Origin of the sequence: Haemophilus sputorum CCUG 13788, assembly GCF_000238795.1 — a bacterium.
GTDB lineage: Bacteria > Pseudomonadota > Gammaproteobacteria > Enterobacterales > Pasteurellaceae > Haemophilus_A > Haemophilus_A sputorum.
Window position 1 is genome coordinate 164,450 of record NZ_AFNK01000053.1, and the last position, 17,493, is coordinate 181,942.

Genomic DNA, 17,493 nt, shown 5'->3' on the forward strand with positions numbered 1-17,493 from the left:
GGTAAATTTGCAAAAAATTCTGCAAACTTTACCGCTTGTTGAGACATTTTAGGGAAATTTCCCTTTTCATGTGGGGCTATTCGCTATATCATAGTAAGTCAATTTATTTTGTCGGGCAGTAACTGCCTTTGCCTTTTTCCTCAACGATTTTGGAGAAAACAACAGTAGATGGAAAAGTTAGATAACAAACCAATCATCGAACTTCGCAACGTTACCAAAAGCTATGGTAGCAAAACGATTCTTAAAGATTTAAACCTCACGATTAATGATGGGGAATTCTTAACTATTTTAGGGCCTTCAGGTTGTGGTAAAACAACAGCATTGCGTTTAATCGCTGGCTTTGAAGAATTAACAGGCGGGTCGATTATTTTGGACGGTCAAGATGTATCTAACGTGCCGGCAGAACAACGCCCAGTAAATACTGTTTTCCAAAGTTATGCGTTATTCCCACATATGACCATTTTTGAAAATGTGGCATTTGGTTTACGTATGCAAAAGGTACCAAATGAACAAATTAAACCACGTGTTATGGAAGCTTTACGCATGGTGCGTCTTGAAGATCGTGCGGAACAAAAACCTGCGCAACTTTCAGGTGGTCAACAACAACGTATCGCTATCGCACGTGCTGTGGTAAATAAACCAAAAGTTTTATTATTAGATGAATCGCTTTCTGCGCTTGACTATAAATTGCGTAAAGAGATGCAAAATGAGTTGAAAGCATTACAACGTCAATTAGGTATTACCTTTATTTTCGTGACTCACGACCAAGAAGAAGCGTTAACAATGTCTGATCGTATTATCGTGATGAATGGCGGTAAGATTGCACAAGACGGCACACCTCGTGAGATTTATGAAGAACCACGTAATTTATTTGTGGCACGCTTCATCGGTGAGATCAACGTATTTGATGCAACCGTGATTGAACGTGTGGACAGTAAAAATGTGAAGGCGAATGTTGAAGGTCGAATTTGTCATATTAAAGTTGAAGATCTTGATGTTCAGCCGAATCAAAAACTGAAAGTATTATTACGTCCTGAAGATATTGTGATTGAAGAGTTAGATGAAGATGAAAGCTCAAAAGCCATTATCGGTCACATTATGGATCGTAACTATAAAGGGATGACATTAGAATCAAGCGTAAAACTTGATCATAATGGCATGAACGTATTAGTAAGTGAATTCTTTAATGAAGATGATCCTAATATTGACCATGAAGTTGGTCAAAAAGTGGCATTAACATGGCACGAAGGCTGGGAGGTTGTCTTAGGCGATGACGAATAATAAATTCCAACAAGGCACAGTTGCCACCATTTTTGGTTGGTTGTTGCTTTTTGTGTTAGTACCGAATGTTTTGGTACTAATTATTAGTTTTCTGACTGAAAACCGTCAAAGTGCATATTTTGTTGATTTCAGTTTCAGTTTGGAATCTTATAAAGCGTTGTTTAATGATACCTATGCAACGGTGTTATGGAACTCGTTTAAAATGTCTGCAATTGCAACATTTTTCTGCTTAATTATTGGCTATCCATTTGCCTTTATGATTGCAAAAATGCCTGCAAAATATCGCCCAATTTTATTATTTTTGGTGGTATTGCCATTTTGGACGAACTCACTGATCCGTATTTACGGCATTAAGATTTTCTTAGGCGTAAAAGGGGTATTAAACGAAACATTATTATCGCTAGGTTTAATTGATGAGCCATTACGTTTATTGAACTCAGAATTGGCTATTATCATTGGTTTGGTTTATATCCTATTACCATTTATGATTTTACCGCTTTATTCTTCAATTGAGAAAATTGATAACCGTTTATTAGAGGCAGCAAAAGACTTAGGTGCTAATGCATTCCAACGTTTCATCCGTGTAACGATTCCATTAACAATGCCGGGTATTGTTTCAGGCTGTCTATTAGTGTTGTTACCTGCGATGGGGATGTTCTATGTAGCAGACTTGTTAGGTGGCGGTAAAACGCCGTTAATTGGTAACATTATTAAGAGCTTGTTCTTAAATACAAATAACTTACCATTAGGTTCTGCAGTAAGTATTGCTTTAACTATTTTAATGGCGCTAATGTTATACGTTTACTACCGTGCAAATAAATTATTGAATAAAAAGGTGGAGCTTGAATAATGAAAAAGACCTTTAGAAATCTTTTTATGTTCGCGGTGTTTGCCTACCTTTATATTCCAATTATTATTTTGGTGGTGAACTCATTTAACGAAGACCGTTATGGTTTGCATTGGAAAGGCTTTAGCTGGAACTGGTATGAGCGTTTATTTGCAAATGATACGTTAATTAACGCGACAACGAACTCAATTACAATTGCGTTTTTTGCAGCAACTTTTTCGACAATTTTAGGTGCATTAACTTCAATTGCGTTATATCGCTATAAATTCCGTGGTAAACAATTTGTTGGTGGAATGTTATTCGTCGTCATGATGTCGCCAGATATTGTTATGGCGGTATCTATGTTAGTGCTCTTTATGATTATTGGTGTGAAACTAGGTTTCTTATCACTCTTAATTGCGCACATTACATTCTGTTTACCTTATGTCGTAATTACTGTTTCATCACGTTTAAGCGATTTCGATGGTAAAATGCTTGAAGCAGCCAAAGATTTAGGTGCAAGTGAAGTCACAATTTTACGTAAAATTATTTTACCATTAGCGTTACCTTCAATTATTTCAGGTTGGTTATTAAGTTTTACGATCTCACTAGATGATGTTGTAGTTTCTTCTTTCGTGACTAGTCCAAGTTATGAGGTGTTACCATTGAAGATCTTCTCCTTAGTAAAAACCGGCGTAACACCAGAGGTAAATGCACTAGCAACGATTATGATTGTTTTCTCGTTAACTTTGGTTGTATTAAGCCAGTTAGTGGTTAGAAAAAAAGTTTAATAGAGACGAAATAGCCCACGAAAGTGGGCTATTTTTTTATCCGTAATCAATGGCTTTATTAGTGTTCTTTTATCCAGTTTCTGCTATACTGATGCCAATTTTTTTAATGGAAAATAAGCATGATTGGAAGATTACACGGCAAAATTATTGAAAAGCAGCCGCCTGAAATGGTTATTGATGTACAAGGTGTTGGCTATGAAGTGTTATTGCCGATGACCAGTTTTTACAACTTACCTCAAGTTGGGGATGACGCTACCATTTTTACTCACTTAGTAGTGCGTGAAGATGCGCATTTATTATTTGGTTTTGCGCAAAAACAGGATCGTACTTTATTTCGTGAACTGATTAAAACCAACGGTATTGGGCCAAAATTAGCGCTTGCGATTTTATCTGCTATGTCAGTTTCACAATTTGCTACTGCAGTAGAAAATGAAGAACTGGCGAAATTAACTAAAATTCCAGGTATTGGCCGTAAAACCGCAGAGCGTTTATTAGTTGAGCTTAAAGGTAAATTCAAAGGTATGAGCCAAAGTGATTTCTTTGAAGAGCATCATGTTGATACGATTGTTGCAAGCCATAGTACTGATCCAGCAGATGAAGCGAGAGATGCGTTAATTGCATTAGGCTATAAGCCGGCTGATGCAGAGAAAATGATTAAGAAAGTGAATAAATCTGACTCAACGAGCGAGCAGTTAATTCGTGATGCCTTAAAAGCTGCGCTTTAGTTTAACAAGCGGTTAAAAATAACAAAATTTTTGCAAAATGATTGAAGCAGATAGAATAATTAGTGCCGCACCAAAGCGGGAAGAAGAAGTCATTGATCGTGCCATTCGTCCTAAACTTTTGGCAGATTATGTTGGACAACCATCTGTGCGAGAGCAGATGGAAATTTTTATCAAAGCAGCCAAACTACGTAATGAGGCGTTAGATCATCTTTTAATTTTTGGCCCACCAGGATTGGGTAAAACTACGCTTGCCAACATTGTTGCCAATGAAATGGGAGTAAATATTCGTACCACTTCAGGCCCAGTATTGGAAAAGGCGGGCGATTTGGCGGCAATGCTCACGAATTTAGAGCCTTACGATGTGCTATTTATTGATGAAATTCATCGCTTATCGCCAGCGATTGAAGAAGTGCTTTATCCCGCAATGGAAGATTACCAACTGGATATTATGATTGGTGAAGGGCCAGCTGCACGTTCCATTAAATTAGATTTACCACCTTTTACATTAGTGGGTGCAACCACTAGAGCCGGTTCTTTAACTTCGCCATTACGTGACCGCTTTGGTATTGTTCAACGCCTTGAGTTTTATTCCGTAGAGGATTTAACCTCAATTGTAAAACGCAGTGCAGATTGCCTTAATCTTAATCTCTCAGCAGACGGTGCGTATGAGGTGGCACGTCGTTCACGAGGCACCCCGCGTATCGCTAATCGTTTATTGCGCCGTGTGCGAGATTATGCCGATGTGCGTAACAATGGTGAAATTAGTGAAGCTATTGCTAAACAGGCGTTGGCGATGCTTGATGTAGATCCTGAAGGCTTTGACTTTATGGATATTAAATTGTTACAAGCCATTGTTGAACGTTTTGATGGCGGGCCTGTAGGGCTAGATAACCTTGCAGCAGCGATCGGTGAAGAGCGAGACACGATTGAAGATGTGTTAGAACCTTATTTAATTCAACAAGGTTTTTTACAGCGTACACCAAGAGGTCGAATCGCAACTAATCGTACTTATGAACATTTAAAAAGAACGCGAGTTTAAAGCGCAATATCACGCTTTTAATTGCCAAAAGCGTGATATTGCAATTTCAATGAAAAGAAGTAGTAACAAATTTCAAAAAGGGTTTGATGTTTTAACTTTCTGTAAACTTTTGCAAAACCTTATAGAAATTCGACCGCTTGTTTTTTCAAGCTAAAATTTGTGGTAAAATTCGTTCGCTTTATTACCTATTTGTACGGGTAAATTTGCAAAAATGATTTAACATTCCACCGCTTGTTAGCGGTTTTTATTTTTAATCAACAAGTAACCTCTCGTATGGGTTACCACTGTAAAAGGATAAAAAATGCCAATTATTACCTTACCTGATGGCTCTCAACGCCAATTCGATAATCCAGTTTCTGTATTAGAAGTTGCCCAATCTATTGGTGCAGGACTTGCAAAAGCAACTATTGCTGGTCGCGTAAACGGCGAACGCCGCGATGCATGCGATATTATTGACCAAGATGCAACGCTTGAAATTATTACTGCAAAAGATGAAGACGGTTTAGAAATTATCCGCCACTCATGCGCACACTTATTAGGACATGCCATTAAACAATTATTCCCAGATGTAAAAATGGCTATTGGTCCAACTATCGAAAATGGTTTCTACTATGATGTAGATTTAGATCGCTCTCTTACTCAAGAAGATTTAGATGCGTTAGAAAAACGTATGTTAGAGTTAGCGAAAACAAACTACGATGTTGTGAAAAAACGCGTCAGCTGGCAAGAAGCAAGAGATACTTTTGAAGCGCGTAATGAGCCATACAAAATGGCTATTTTAGATGAAAATATTGAACGCACGGCAACACCTGCGTTATATCATCACGAAGAATATATTGATATGTGTCGTGGTCCGCATGTGCCAAATATGCGTTTCTGTCACCACTTCAAATTGCAAAAAATTGCAGGTGCTTACTGGCGTGGCGATAGCAAAAATAAAATGCTACAACGTATTTACGGCACCGCTTGGGCAGATAAAAAACAATTAGCAGAGTATTTAACTCGCTTAGAAGAAGCTGCAAAACGCGATCACCGCCGTATTGGTAAAGCATTAGATTTATATCATATGCAAGAAGAAGCACCGGGTATGGTGTTCTGGCATAATGATGGTTGGACAATTTTCCGTGAGCTAGAAACCTTTGTTCGTACCAAATTAAAAGAATACGATTACCAAGAAGTAAAAGGTCCATTTATGATGGATCGTGTACTTTGGGAGCGCACAGGCCACTGGCAAAACTATGCAGATTTAATGTTCACTACACAATCTGAAAACCGTGAATACGCGATCAAACCAATGAACTGCCCAGGTCACGTTCAGATTTTTAACCAAGGTTTAAAATCTTACCGTGATTTACCAATTCGTATGGCAGAATTTGGTTCTTGCCACCGTAACGAGCCATCAGGTTCATTGCATGGTTTAATGCGTGTTCGTGGCTTTACGCAAGATGATGCGCATATTTTCTGTACTGAAGATCAAATTGAATCTGAAGTAACATCGTGCATCAAAATGGTATATGACATTTATAGTACTTTCGGCTTTACTAACATTGCAGTAAAACTTTCAACTCGTCCAGAAAACCGTATCGGTGCAGACGAAATGTGGGATAGAGCAGAAGCAGGCTTAGCTGCAGCTTTAGCGCATAATGGTTTGGAATATGAAATCCAAGAAGGTGAAGGTGCATTCTATGGTCCGAAAATTGAGTTTGCATTACGTGACTGTTTAGGTCGTGAATGGCAGTGCGGTACAGTTCAATTAGACTTTGCTTTACCAGGTCGTTTAGATGCTTCTTATGTCGCAGAAGACAATGGTCGTCGTACACCAGTGATGATTCACCGTGCGATTTTAGGTTCTATTGAACGTTTCATTGGTATCATTACCGAAGAATATGCAGGTTTCTTCCCAGCATGGCTTGCGCCTGTTCAAGCTGTGGTAATGAACATCACAGATAGCCAAGCAGATTATGTTCAAAAAGTAGTAAAACAACTTTCAGATTTAGGGTTACGCGTTAAAGCAGACTTACGTAACGAAAAAGTTGGTTTTAAAATTCGGGAACATACTTTACGTCGTGTACCTTATATGCTGGTTTGTGGCGATAAAGAGATCGCAGAAGGTAAGATTGCGGTACGTACCCGTAAAGGGGCAGATTTAGGCACATTCGCGGTTGAAGAATTTGCTCAAATCTTGAAAAACCAAGTTCGTGCACGTGAGCTTAAATTATTAAATGAAGAATAATTTGTAAAAGCCTGAAGAAAAAACACCGCTTGTAAGCCTATTTACAGCGGTGTTTTTATTCATTTATTGGTTGATCTCCACAGGAAATTCACATAAAATACGGGCTCTTTTTGGTGCTAAATTTAGATTTAGCGTATTATTAATCACATATGGTACTTATCAGCGGTTCTTTTGAAACAAGATAAGCAGCGATATGGCTTCTTACGAGGTTCTCCATGAAACAAGGTATTCACCCAGAATATACTGAAGTTACTGCAACATGTTCTTGCGGTAACGTAGTTAAAACTCGCTCAACAGTGGGCAAAAACTTAAACTTAGACGTATGTGGCAACTGCCACCCGTTCTACACTGGTAAACAACGTGTTGTTGATACTGGTGGCCGTGTTGAACGTTTTAACAAACGTTTCAGCATCCCAAGCACAAAATAATTTTAATCAATTATATGTGAAAAAAACCTCGCTAAAGCGAGGTTTTTTGCTATTAAACAGTTAGGGGTTATTGTAATTTTGCAATTTGTTGATTAAGCCAAGCAGCAGCAATTTGCATATCAAAGCCCATAGTATCATTATTATGTTCAGAGAACGCTTTACCCACAAGTGTCAAAATTTCCGTATTTTTCATTGATGCTGGTGCCCATTGATATAATGTTTTCTCATTATTTGAGTAAAATGCTAGCAATGGTTTACATTTCGCACAAGCAATATGCACCCCTCCACCATCTACAGAAACCACAATATCAGCGGAATCAATTAGCGCAAAATATTCGAAAAGATTGGTTTTTGGCGCTAACGCTAAATTTTCCATAGGTGTTAATTGGCTAAAATAGGCTTCACTGCCTTGAGTATTTGTCATTAATAGTTGACAGTGCGAGGTATCAATATTTTCCAGCAATTGATTTAATTCTAATGCAGGTAATGCACGAGTACTGCCTTGTGGGTTCAGTAAGATTTTTACACGATTGTTATTTTGCCAATAAGATTTTTCTGGATCGAGTGAGAAATGTGGTAATTCGTAGCAAACCTCAGGATTCAGTGCTTTTGCAAACGATGTATAATTTAAATAATCTTTAAAATGTGTCCGATCTGGCACCTGTACTGACTCATCATAATTTTCCACAGTTTGTAAATTGTAGTGTTTTTTTGCCCGCTTGCCGAAGTTGATTACCCATTTAGGAGCAAGTAAAGCATCTAAAATAATACTTTTTGAGGTAAAAGAGGGAAGAAAATCAAGATAAAGATCCCATTTTTTTCGCTCTGAAAGATAACTAGAAGCTTTGTCTGTTAATAGTGTATCTACAATTTGAGATGCTTTATAAAGTGCCTCACAACGTGGTGTTACGAGTACGCCAATTTTAATATGCGGGAATGCTTTTTTTAATTGTCTTAAGTGAGCGAGATGAACAATGGTATCACCCACAGCGCTGCCAATTGGCTTAAGTAATATGCTTTGACACTGGTTTAAATCTATAGGCAATTTCTTTTTTTTATGCCCAAATAGCTTTGCGATTAAGGATTTCATATTTCAATTTTTTAATGATAGTATTAACAAAATATATCAAAGTTTTTTGGCTTAAGGAAGATTGAATAACTTCAACATAGCGCGAATTTAAAAGAGTCTATAATGCGTTTAAAATTCATATTAAGAAAATATCGCCTAAAATTAGGAAAATGTTTTTTAGATAAAAAGAACACGCAAGCTACACCCGTTTTTCCCCCTAAAAGCATATTATTTTTAAGACAAGATGGAAAAATTGGCGATTATATTGTGAGTTCTTTTGTTTTTCGTGAAATTAAAAAACAATCTCCCCAAACAAAAATTGGGGTAGTGTGTTCTGCACAAAATGCATACTTGTTTGAGCAAAATCCGAATATTGATGCATTATATTTAGTGAAAACGAAAGATATCCTAGATTATTACCGTTGTGGTAAGAAACTTGCGGCTGAGCAATATGATGTAGTGATTGATCCAACCTTAACTTTGCGTAATCGCGATTTATTATTTTTACGCACGATAGGCGCTAAATCTTATATTGGTTATCAAAAAGAAGATTATCAATTATTTGATCGGAATATTCCTGCACAGTCAGTTCATTATGTTGAAATTTATCGTCAAGCATTAGAAATCGCTGGTTTTTCGCATATTAACACGGAATATGATATGCCAAGCAATGCTCAGTCTTCTCAAGCAGTTGCAGAATTTTTAGTAGCACATCAATTAGAAGATTATGTTGCTGTGAATTTTTTTGGAGCGGGCTCAGCGCGCCGTTTTAATGAAGATTCAATGGTCGCTTTGCTAAATCATTTATCAGCGCAAACAAAATCCATTGTGTTACTAACTTTTCCAGCTGTAACAGAAAAAATGAAGGCACTAGCCAAGCGTTATGCGAATGTTTTTATATTTGAGAAAACACAAACCGTTTTTGATACGATTGAGTTGATCAAACATTCAAAAATGGTGGTTTCTCCAGATACGGCGATTGTGCATATTGCTAGCGGTTTTCATAAACCGACAGTGGCTTTTTATAGTTTAGATGAAGAAAACTTTGTGCATTGGCAGCCGAATAATTCAGCTAAAACACAGATTATTCGCTTTGATAAGAGTGTGAATGAAGTTGACTTTAAGCAAGTTAAAGCCAATTTAGCCTAATTCAAGCGGTCATTTTTCTTTCCTCTTTTGCTATTGCAAAATGATTAAGAAAAATGACCGCTTGTTGATTAGTACAGATTCTCTTTTTCGTACCAAATTCGGTTTACATACAAAAATGCTTTTCCGTTTGGGGTGGCTACTTCAATCTCATCTCCTTCGATTTTACCGATTAAAGCTCGCGCGACAGGGGCATCAATTGAAATCCAGTTCTTGGCAGGAGAAAACTCATCGCAACCTACAATGCGGTATTGTTTGAGTTCTCCCTCTTCATTTTCTAATTCTACCCAAGCGCCGAAGAAGACTTTGCCTTCTTGCTTCGGGTGATAATCCACAATTTGCAACACTTCTAGCCGTTTAGATAGAAAACGAATACGACGATCAATTTCACGCAAGCGACGTTTTCCGTAAATATATTCGGCATTTTCACTGCGATCACCTAAAGCGGCTGCATCAGAAACAGCTTGCGTGACTTTAGGGCGTTCATCTTTCCACAAAAACTTAAGTTCTTGATCTAATGCTTGCCAGCCTGATCGGGTGATGTAATTTGATTTTGACATTACGCTTTACTCAATAATAATTGTGCAAGCGTTCTCATACCTAAGCCCGTTGCACCTGCCGCCCATAAATCAGATGGCGTTTTACGGAAAGTGGCAGAAGCATCAATATGTAGCCAATTTTTGGCGTAATTTTCCACAAAATAAGATAAAAATGCGGTAGCCGTACTTGCACCTGCACCAACAGGCACTGAACCAATATTAGCAATATCTGCAAATTGCGAACTAATTTGATGACGATGAAACGCTTCAAAAGGTAAACGCCAGAATGGTTCTTGTGTTGTTTTCGCTGCATCAAACAGCGCATCAACTAGCTGATCATCTAGAGAAAGTACACTATGGTAGTCGTTGCCAACAGCAACTTTGGCTGCGCCAGTCAGCGTTGCGGCATCAATTAACATTTTGGCATTTTGTTTATCGGCTTCAATTAAGCCATCAGCTAATACTAAGCGACCTTCTGCATCCGTGTTTAACACTTCCACGCTTACGCCATTCGGGTAACGAATAATATCGCCTAATTTGAAGGCATTATGGCTAACCATATTTTCTGCACAGCAGAGGTATAATTTAACGCGCTGAGTTAAGCCTTGAGCAATCGCAAAACCTAGAGAAGCCGTCATTAACGCGGCGCCTCCCATGTCAGTGCGCATGGTGCTCATAGAGTCACTTGGTTTTAAACTGTAGCCGCCAGTATCAAAAGTAATGCCTTTGCCAACTAAGCAAGCCAGTACAGGGGCATTCGGATCGTTACTTGGATTAAAATCTAACTGCAACATCGCTGGTGGATTGGCAGAACCTTTTCCGACAGTCCAAATCCCAACATAACCTTGCTCACGCAATGCTTCGCCTGAAATGATTTTATAGTTAATGGCATTTTCTAACCCTACAGACTTAGCTTGTTCTGTTAAGAAATGTGCTGCTTTTTCTGCTAATAATTGGGGCGTAAGTTCATCAGAAGGGGCGTTAATCACATCACGCAAGAAAGCTGTGCATTGACGACGTTGTTCAAATTCAGCTTGTTTTGACAATACTGGATATTGCACGTTTCCTGGATTTTTTACACTGTAAAAACCTTGTTCAAATGCCCAACATTGTTCTAGCCCCCAGTTTTCACCGTTAAGGGCGACTTGTTCAATTCCTTGAGATTTAATTTTTCTTGCTGCACGTTGAATAGCACTGTGATCGTCAAAATCTTTAACATGAATTGTCATGCCTAATTCATTTGCAGAGAGGAGCGCATTTTTACCCCATTGTTCAGGTGCAGATGTTGTTGAAAGCGAAATTTGCATCGTCATAAGAAGTCCTTAAAAAAACAAAGCGGTCAGATTTTATCGTTATTTTGCAAAAATAGAGATAAATCCGACCGCTTGAAAAGAGAGAGGAGATTATTTACCGTCCCACGCACGAATTGCGTTCATACGGATGTTTACACGGCTTTGTGCATCGCCTTTGTAATAATCTTTCGCTAAACCGCCTTCCCAGTCACCATAGTTCGGGTTAGGTAATACGATGAATGTTTTACCAAATTTTGCTTGGTTTGCTTTGACGAAATCACGACGTTCTGCGTTAGATTTTTTATAAGTTGCATCGCCGAAGTCGTTTAAGTTATCACCTACGTAAACAACAATTTCATAGCCTTGTTTTTCAATATCAGCAAAACGTTCAGATTTGTTTGATTTGTCTTTTTTCAAATATAACGTTTGTTCGCTTACACCGGTAAAGCCTTCTTTTTTCATATCATCAATAGTTGCGGCTTTTTCTACGTCATCTTTACGGTTAGAAACATAGAACACGGTACCTTTGTGGCTGTTAACGTAGTTGTTAAATTCCACTGCACCTGGAATTGCAGGGGTTTGACGCGCGTTAACCCAACGCGTCCAGCTTTCGCTACCAAATGGTTGGTTGTTTTTCACTTGCCAGCCTGCATAAGCACTGTTATCTACCATGGTTTCATCTAAATCTACTACCACGGCTTTTTTCTTACCTTTTGCTACTTTTGCTTGGTCGAATGCAACTTTTGCGCTGTTAAATGCTTGGTATGCTAATGCTTGATATTCGCCTGATTCTTGCATCCAGTTAATACCCATTACTGCTTGTTGCTGTAATTGTGTTTCAGCGTGGTGCACAGGTTTAGAGGTACAAGCTGAAATAGCTAATGCTGTGGTAACAACCATAAGAGAAAGTTTGAATTGCTTCATAGTAATTTCCTTTTGCTAGTGTGAAATGAAAAAACGATTTAATAATGAATGTGTGAAATGTTACTCCTTTTGAGGATCACTGTCTATAAAATTTAGGCTACAAACAAGCGGTCTAATTTTATAAGCATTTTGCAGGTTTGGGTAATCCAGCAATTTTTGTAGCTTGTTTGGCTGGGCCATCAGGAAATAGACGTTGTAAGTATCGGCTAGTGCCTTTTTCTTCGCCGAATTTCTGTGCCATTGCTTTAACAAGCATACGAATGGCGGGAGAGGTTTGATATTCCTCGTAGAAATCACGCACTAAATAAATAATTTCCCAATGTTCTGGTGTTAATAGGATCCGTTCTTTTTCAGCGATTTTTTCTGCTAAGGCTTCAGACCAGTCTGAAAGGTTTTTGAGGTAACCCGCTTCATCAGTCGGGTAGTTTTGATCATTAAGTGAAATAGTATGCATCAATAAAAAGTGCCACAATTGTGGCACTCTCCTATATTAGATTTAGTGATTAGTCGTCGCTGCTTAATACGCCGAAGATTTGTAAGAAGCTGACGAATAAGTTATACAGTGAAACATATAAATCTACGGTTGCGCGAATATAGTTCGTTTCACCATTGTGGATAATATTGCTTGTGGTTAGTAATATTGCACCGCTTGAGAAGATGACAAATAAACCTGATAACGCTAAGCTTAATGCTGGGATATGAAGGAAAATATTGGCAATCACACCCACTAATAACACCACAAATAGTGCCATCATCATGCCGCTTAAAAACGACATATCTTTTTTGGTGGTTAACACGTAAGCAGAGCATGCAAAGAAAACTAATGCAGTTGCGCCTAATGCTAATGCGACAGCATCACCCAAACCTGCACCTAAATAGCGGTTTAAAATTGGGCCTAGGGTATAACCTAAAAAGCCGGTTAAAGCGAACACGCTTAAAATGCCTGCGCCACTGTTAGCTGTTGCATTGGTTAGGAATAATAAACCATAGAAGCCAGCAAGTACGCCCCACCATGGTAGTGCTGGTGCGTTCATTGACATCGCAACAAAAGCGATTACAGATGAGAAAACCAACGTCATACTAAGTAAAAGGTAAGTATTACGAAGTACTTTATGCGTTGATAATAGCGATTCAGATTGTGCGCTGCTATGCGCTAAACGATTTTCCATAATTTCTCCGTATTAAATAAGAATTGGATCACAATAGATTTGATCTAAATAAATCTTGTACAAATTATCGGTAAATACTATTAAAGTCAATCGAAAAATCTGCAAAATATATGATACACTTTCATCGAAAAATTAACCTCCGCAACTTTGCATTATGAAACTAAATTTTCCAACCTATTTAACCCTGTTTCGAGTGGTGCTCATTCCGCTTTTTGTGATGGCGTTTTATTTGCCGCCGCAATGGTATGCGCCTGAAATTTCAACGTTGATCTTCTTTATTGCTTCAATAACAGATGCTTTTGATGGTTATCTTGCCCGTAAGTGGAATCAAACCACTCGTCTTGGTGCATTTTTAGACCCAGTTGCGGATAAAGTTTTAGTGGCGGTGGCATTTGTTTGTGTGGTGGAGTATTACCATACATGGTGGGTGACGATTCCAGTTTGTATTATGATTGGACGGGAAATTTTAATTTCAGCATTGCGAGAATGGATGGCGGAAATTGGAGAGCGAGCAAGTGTGGCGGTTTCTATTTGGGGGAAAGTTAAAACAAGCGCACAAATGCTCGCACTTGGTGGCATGTTATGGCGCCAAAGTGAATTTATGGAAATTTTAGCTTTTATTCTATTATATGTGGCAGCTATTTTGACGATTTGGTCGATGCTGCAATATTTACAAGCCTCCAAATCAAGCTTATTAAAATTCTAATGATTTCCCCCTTCTTTGACGAAGGGGATTTTTTTATTATTATGTCTGAATTTGATTCTAAATCCTTTCTTGCGGATGTCCCGCATTTGCCTGGTGTTTATCGCATGTATGATGCCAGCAATACGATTATCTATGTTGGTAAGGCCAAAGATCTCAAAAAGCGCCTTTCAAGCTATTTTCGTAGCCAGCTTGCTAGTAAGAAAACCGAAGCACTGGTTGCTAACATCGCGCATATTGAAACGACGATTACCCATTCTGAAACGGAAGCATTGCTGTTAGAGCATAACTACATCAAAGAAAATCAGCCGAAATATAATGTTTTACTGCGTGACGATAAATCTTATCCTTATATCTTATTAACCAAGCACAAACATCCACGTGTAATGTCTTTTCGTGGGAGCAAAAAAGTTGCTGGTGAGTATTTCGGCCCTTATCCGAATGCTGGTGCAGTGCGTGAGAGTTTGAATTTATTACAAAAGTTATTTCCTATTCGACAATGTGAAGATAGCTATTACAAAAACCGTTCTCGGCCGTGTTTGCAATATCAAATTGGGCGTTGTTTAGCGCCTTGTGTCGAAGGCTATTGCAGTGAAGAGGCTTATGCGCAACAAGTGAATCTGGTACGGTTATTTTTACAAGGCAAGGATAGCCAAGTGGTACAGCATTTGGTAGAAAAAATGGAAACCGCGGCTGCCGATTTAGATTTTGAAGCGGCTGCACGTTTTCGTGATCAAATTCAAGCCGTACGCGCAGTACAAGAAAAACAGTTTGTCAGCAATGATCGCATCGATGACTTAGATATTCTCTCTATTGCGTATTTACACGGTCTAGCTTGCGTGCATATTCTGTTTGTGCGCCACGGCAAAGTGTTGGGTAATCGTTCTTATTTTCCAAAAGTGCCGAATAATACCGATTTAACTGAACTAGCAGATACTTTTGTTGGGCAGTTTTATTTGCAGATGAATCCACATCGAACAATGCCAAATCAGATCATCCTCGATCAAAAACTTTCTGATGCTGAAGCTTTGTCACAATTATTGAGTGAGCAAGCTGGCCACAAAGTTAGCATTATTGATAAAAGCGTACGAGGAGAGAAGAATCGTTATCTTGCCTTAGCAAGAACCAATGCTGAAGCCGCATTGTTACTGCAATTAAAACAAGATGACAACATTCGCAAGCGGTATGATTCTTTACAAGATTTGCTAAAAATGCCAGCGATTAAACGCATGGAGTGTTTCGATATTTCGCATACTATGGGCGAGCAAACAGTCGCTTCTTGCGTGGTTTTTGATGAAAATGGGCCATTAAAATCGGATTATCGTCGTTTTAACATTACAGGCATTACTGGCGGAGATGACTATGCGGCGATGGAGCAAGCACTGTTAAAACGTTATGACAAGCCACTTCCACCTGAAAAAATTCCAGACATTATTTTTATTGATGGAGGCAAAGGGCAACTTAATCGTGCGTTAGAAGTTTTCGATCGTTTACAGGTTGAATGGGATAAGCGCAAGCCATTGCTGATCGGTGTGGCAAAAGGCGTCGAGCGGAAAGCTGGTTTAGAAACGCTGATTATCAGTAAGTGGGATAAAGAAATTCACTTACCAATTGATAGTCCTGCGTTGCATCTTATTCAGCATATTCGTGATGAATCGCATAACCATGCGATCAGCGGGCATCGCAAAAAACGTCAAAAAGCGTTTACTGAAAGTGGATTAGAGTCGATTGCTGGCGTAGGCGCAAAACGCCGTCAGGCATTATTGAAGTATTTAGGCGGGATGCAAGGAGTAAAATCTGCAACCTTAGAAGAGATTCAATCCGTGCCAGGTATTTCTAAAGCCTTAGCAGAAGTCATTTTTGATACGCTACAAAATAGTTAATAACAAGCGGTTAAATTTTTAGAGATTTTCGCAAAATTGTTTGAAAATTTGACCGCTTGTTTTTTTATATTTCAAATAAGCAAACGTTTGCGTGATGTTTGGTAAAGCCGTATAATGCGCCAAGTTTTTTTCTTTTGAGGATCTTATGCAACAACTTCGCTATCCGGTGGATGCTAAACCACCGTTCGGATTAACCCTTCTTTTAGCCCTCCAACATCTTCTTGCTGCGCTTGGCGGCATTATCGCAGTACCATTAGTGATTGGTAACGTATTAAAGCTCCCGACCCCAGATACGATTGTATTAGTCAATGCTGCTTTATTAGTTTCTGGTGTGGTAACCATTATTCAATGTCGAGGAATTGGCCCGATTGGCCTTCGCTTACCAAGTGTAATGGGCACAAGTTTTACCTTTGTGGCTGCAGCGCTTGCTATTGGATTTAGTGAACACGGTGTTGCAGGTATTTTAGGGGCATCGTTGGTTGGTTCATTCGTAATGATTATCGGCAGTTTCTTTATGCCGTATGTACGCAAACTTTTCCCACCTGTGGTTACAGGCGTCGTGGTTATGATGATTGGTTTAAGTTTGATTCCAGTTGCGGTCGACTGGTTTGCGGGTGGGCAAAAAGGTGATCCTCATTATGCTGATCCAGCAAACTTAGCGATGGCAACTTTTGTGTTAGTGCTTGTGGTTATTTTAGTACAATGGGGGAAAGGTATTTTTTCTGCAGCCGCAATAGTGATTGGGATGATGATTGGTTATCTCGTGTCATTGGCGTTAGGCTTGATTGATTTCAGCGCGGTTAAAAGTGCAGATGCGGTAGCGATTCCACAACCGCTTCACTTTGGTTTGGCATTCCCGATTTCGGGGATTATTGGAATGTCTATTGCTTATTTGGTTACCATCGTTGAATCTAGCGGCAACTTTTTAGCGTTAGGTAATGCAACACAAACTGAAATTACCGGTAAGCACTTACGTGGTGGGGTACTTTGTGATGGTTTAGGTTCTGCATTTGCTGCAATTATGTCTACTACACCATTCTCATCATTTGCACAAAATATTGGCGTGATTTCTTTAACGGGTGTAGCAAGTCGTCATGTGGTTACTGTTATGGGAATATTATTAGTTTTCGCAGGTATCTTCCCATGGTTTGGTGCGTTAATTGTATCTATTCCAAGCCCTGTGCTAGGTGGTGCGGGGCTAATGATGTTTGCAATGATTATTGCAGCCGGTATTCAAATGTTAGACAAAGTTGAGCGTTCTAAACGTAACGGTTTAATTATTGCAATTTCCATTGGCTGTGGTTTAGCTGTGACTACGCGCCCAGAATTATTAGACAAATTACCAAGTTTCTTTAAAGAAGTTTTTGGCTCAGGGATTACGGTTGGTTCGATTTTGGCATTAGTGCTGAACTTAATTTTGCCAGAAGATAAAGCATAATTATTGA

17 protein-coding genes are annotated in these 17,493 nt (G+C 38.9%); 11 read left to right on the top strand and 6 right to left on the bottom strand.

Annotated elements, in window-relative coordinates:
• Positions 1-168 precede the first annotated feature (168 nt).
• The 7 genes from potA to rpmE all read left to right on the top strand — a co-directional run bounded on the left by potA (position 169) and on the right by rpmE (position 7,323).
• Entirely contained in the window at positions 169-1,281 is a 1,113-nt protein-coding gene (gene potA, locus HSP_RS0107545; RefSeq protein WP_007525377.1) for a spermidine/putrescine ABC transporter ATP-binding protein PotA, read from the top strand.
• Positions 1,271-2,131, top strand: coding sequence for a spermidine/putrescine ABC transporter permease PotB (gene potB / locus HSP_RS0107550; protein WP_010129737.1), 861 nt, complete (start codon positions 1,271-1,273; stop codon positions 2,129-2,131). Before potA ends, potB begins: the two co-directional genes overlap by 11 nt.
• Positions 2,131-2,898 (top strand): spermidine/putrescine ABC transporter permease PotC, encoded by a 768-nt coding sequence (gene potC, locus HSP_RS0107555; RefSeq protein ID WP_007525438.1) that lies wholly within the window; start codon positions 2,131-2,133, stop codon positions 2,896-2,898. The genes potB and potC overlap by 1 nt, the downstream gene beginning before the upstream one ends.
• Positions 2,899-3,017: 119 nt before the next feature.
• Complete coding sequence (ruvA, locus tag HSP_RS0107560) at positions 3,018-3,623, top strand: Holliday junction branch migration protein RuvA (RefSeq protein ID WP_007525177.1); 606 nt, start codon at positions 3,018-3,020, stop codon at positions 3,621-3,623.
• 37 nt (positions 3,624-3,660) lie between these two features.
• A complete protein-coding gene (gene ruvB, locus HSP_RS0107565; protein ID WP_007524975.1) occupies positions 3,661-4,662 on the top strand; it encodes a Holliday junction branch migration DNA helicase RuvB in 1,002 nt (333 codons plus the stop codon).
• 301 nt (positions 4,663-4,963) lie between these two features.
• Complete coding sequence (gene thrS, locus HSP_RS0107570) at positions 4,964-6,895, top strand: threonine--tRNA ligase (RefSeq protein WP_007524996.1); 1,932 nt, start codon at positions 4,964-4,966, stop codon at positions 6,893-6,895.
• A 215-nt stretch (positions 6,896-7,110) separates the two neighbouring features.
• Positions 7,111-7,323, top strand: a complete 213-nt coding sequence (gene rpmE / locus HSP_RS0107575; protein ID WP_007524365.1) for a 50S ribosomal protein L31 — start codon at positions 7,111-7,113, stop codon at positions 7,321-7,323.
• A 67-nt stretch (positions 7,324-7,390) separates the two neighbouring features.
• Here rpmE and HSP_RS0107580 read toward each other — a convergent pair whose 3' ends face one another.
• A complete protein-coding gene (locus HSP_RS0107580; RefSeq protein WP_010129738.1) occupies positions 7,391-8,413 on the bottom strand; it encodes a glycosyltransferase family 9 protein in 1,023 nt (340 codons plus the stop codon).
• A gap of 102 nt (positions 8,414-8,515) precedes the next feature.
• On the opposite strand from HSP_RS0107580, the gene HSP_RS0107585 reads away from it, so the two are divergent.
• A complete protein-coding gene (locus HSP_RS0107585; RefSeq protein WP_007523978.1) occupies positions 8,516-9,541 on the top strand; it encodes a glycosyltransferase family 9 protein in 1,026 nt (341 codons plus the stop codon).
• Positions 9,542-9,609: 68 nt separating this feature from the next.
• Here the strand turns inward: HSP_RS0107585 and greB are convergent, their stop codons facing one another.
• The 5 genes from greB to HSP_RS0107610 all read right to left on the bottom strand — a co-directional run bounded on the left by greB (position 9,610) and on the right by HSP_RS0107610 (position 13,462).
• Entirely contained in the window at positions 9,610-10,098 is a 489-nt protein-coding gene (gene greB / locus HSP_RS0107590) for a transcription elongation factor GreB (RefSeq protein ID WP_007524353.1), read from the bottom strand.
• Complete coding sequence (pepB, locus tag HSP_RS0107595) at positions 10,098-11,384, bottom strand: aminopeptidase PepB (protein WP_010129740.1); 1,287 nt, start codon at positions 11,382-11,384, stop codon at positions 10,098-10,100. Before pepB ends, greB begins: the two co-directional genes overlap by 1 nt.
• A gap of 96 nt (positions 11,385-11,480) precedes the next feature.
• Positions 11,481-12,293, bottom strand: coding sequence for a 5'-nucleotidase, lipoprotein e(P4) family (locus HSP_RS0107600; RefSeq protein WP_007524638.1), 813 nt, complete (start codon positions 12,291-12,293; stop codon positions 11,481-11,483).
• A gap of 118 nt (positions 12,294-12,411) precedes the next feature.
• Positions 12,412-12,747 (bottom strand): TusE/DsrC/DsvC family sulfur relay protein, encoded by a 336-nt coding sequence (locus HSP_RS0107605; protein WP_010129743.1) that lies wholly within the window; start codon positions 12,745-12,747, stop codon positions 12,412-12,414.
• 49 nt (positions 12,748-12,796) lie between these two features.
• Entirely contained in the window at positions 12,797-13,462 is a 666-nt protein-coding gene (locus HSP_RS0107610) for a Bax inhibitor-1 family protein (RefSeq protein WP_007525525.1), read from the bottom strand.
• Between the two features lie 154 nt (positions 13,463-13,616).
• Between HSP_RS0107610 and pgsA the strand changes: the two genes are divergently transcribed.
• The 3 genes from pgsA (at position 13,617) to HSP_RS0107630 (ending at position 17,486) form a co-directional block, all read left to right on the top strand.
• On the top strand, positions 13,617-14,168 hold the full coding sequence (gene pgsA / locus HSP_RS0107615; RefSeq protein WP_007524739.1) for a CDP-diacylglycerol--glycerol-3-phosphate 3-phosphatidyltransferase: 552 nt from the start codon (positions 13,617-13,619) through the stop codon (positions 14,166-14,168).
• Between the two features lie 41 nt (positions 14,169-14,209).
• A complete protein-coding gene (gene uvrC, locus HSP_RS0107620; RefSeq protein WP_010129744.1) occupies positions 14,210-16,048 on the top strand; it encodes an excinuclease ABC subunit UvrC in 1,839 nt (612 codons plus the stop codon).
• A 145-nt stretch (positions 16,049-16,193) separates the two neighbouring features.
• Positions 16,194-17,486, top strand: coding sequence for a nucleobase:cation symporter-2 family protein (locus HSP_RS0107630; protein ID WP_007524633.1), 1,293 nt, complete (start codon positions 16,194-16,196; stop codon positions 17,484-17,486).
• Positions 17,487-17,493: the final 7 nt, after the last annotated feature.